Here is a 282-nt window from a genome sequence, read left to right as displayed (position 1 = left end):
AAAAATTTTGTCTTGCAATAGCCAGCCCTAATCCAGTTCCAGAATTATTAGAAGATACATCGATTGTCGGTTACAACAAGTTTAACGGAGGTGAAGGGGAGGACTTTTTATTAATATCAATGGGCAGTGAAAGAATGGGAAATACCATTTATCTTATTGAACTCCATCAGTTTGATACGAATATCTCTCGAAGCTCACTTATTCGCAGGATTTCATAACGCCCCTTTAGTGCCATAAGAAAAAGGCTGCCGAAGCAACCTTCCTTATTGAACTAAAGCACCT

Annotated in this window: 1 protein-coding gene; it reads left to right on the top strand. The window is 38.7% G+C overall.

Annotated elements, in window-relative coordinates; translation table 11 throughout:
- Positions 1–218: hypothetical protein (locus SB773_RS31225; RefSeq protein WP_410594158.1), on the top strand; the 218-nt coding region annotated here is incomplete at its 5' end.
- Positions 219–282: the final 64 nt, after the last annotated feature.

The sequence above is a fragment of the Bacillus sp. SIMBA_074 genome, assembly GCF_046534555.1.
Taxonomy (GTDB): domain Bacteria; phylum Bacillota; class Bacilli; order Bacillales; family Bacillaceae_G; genus Bacillus_A; species Bacillus_A mycoides.
The sequence above is the reverse complement of the archived record's forward strand: the minus strand, read 5'-3'. Positions and strand labels throughout refer to the sequence as shown.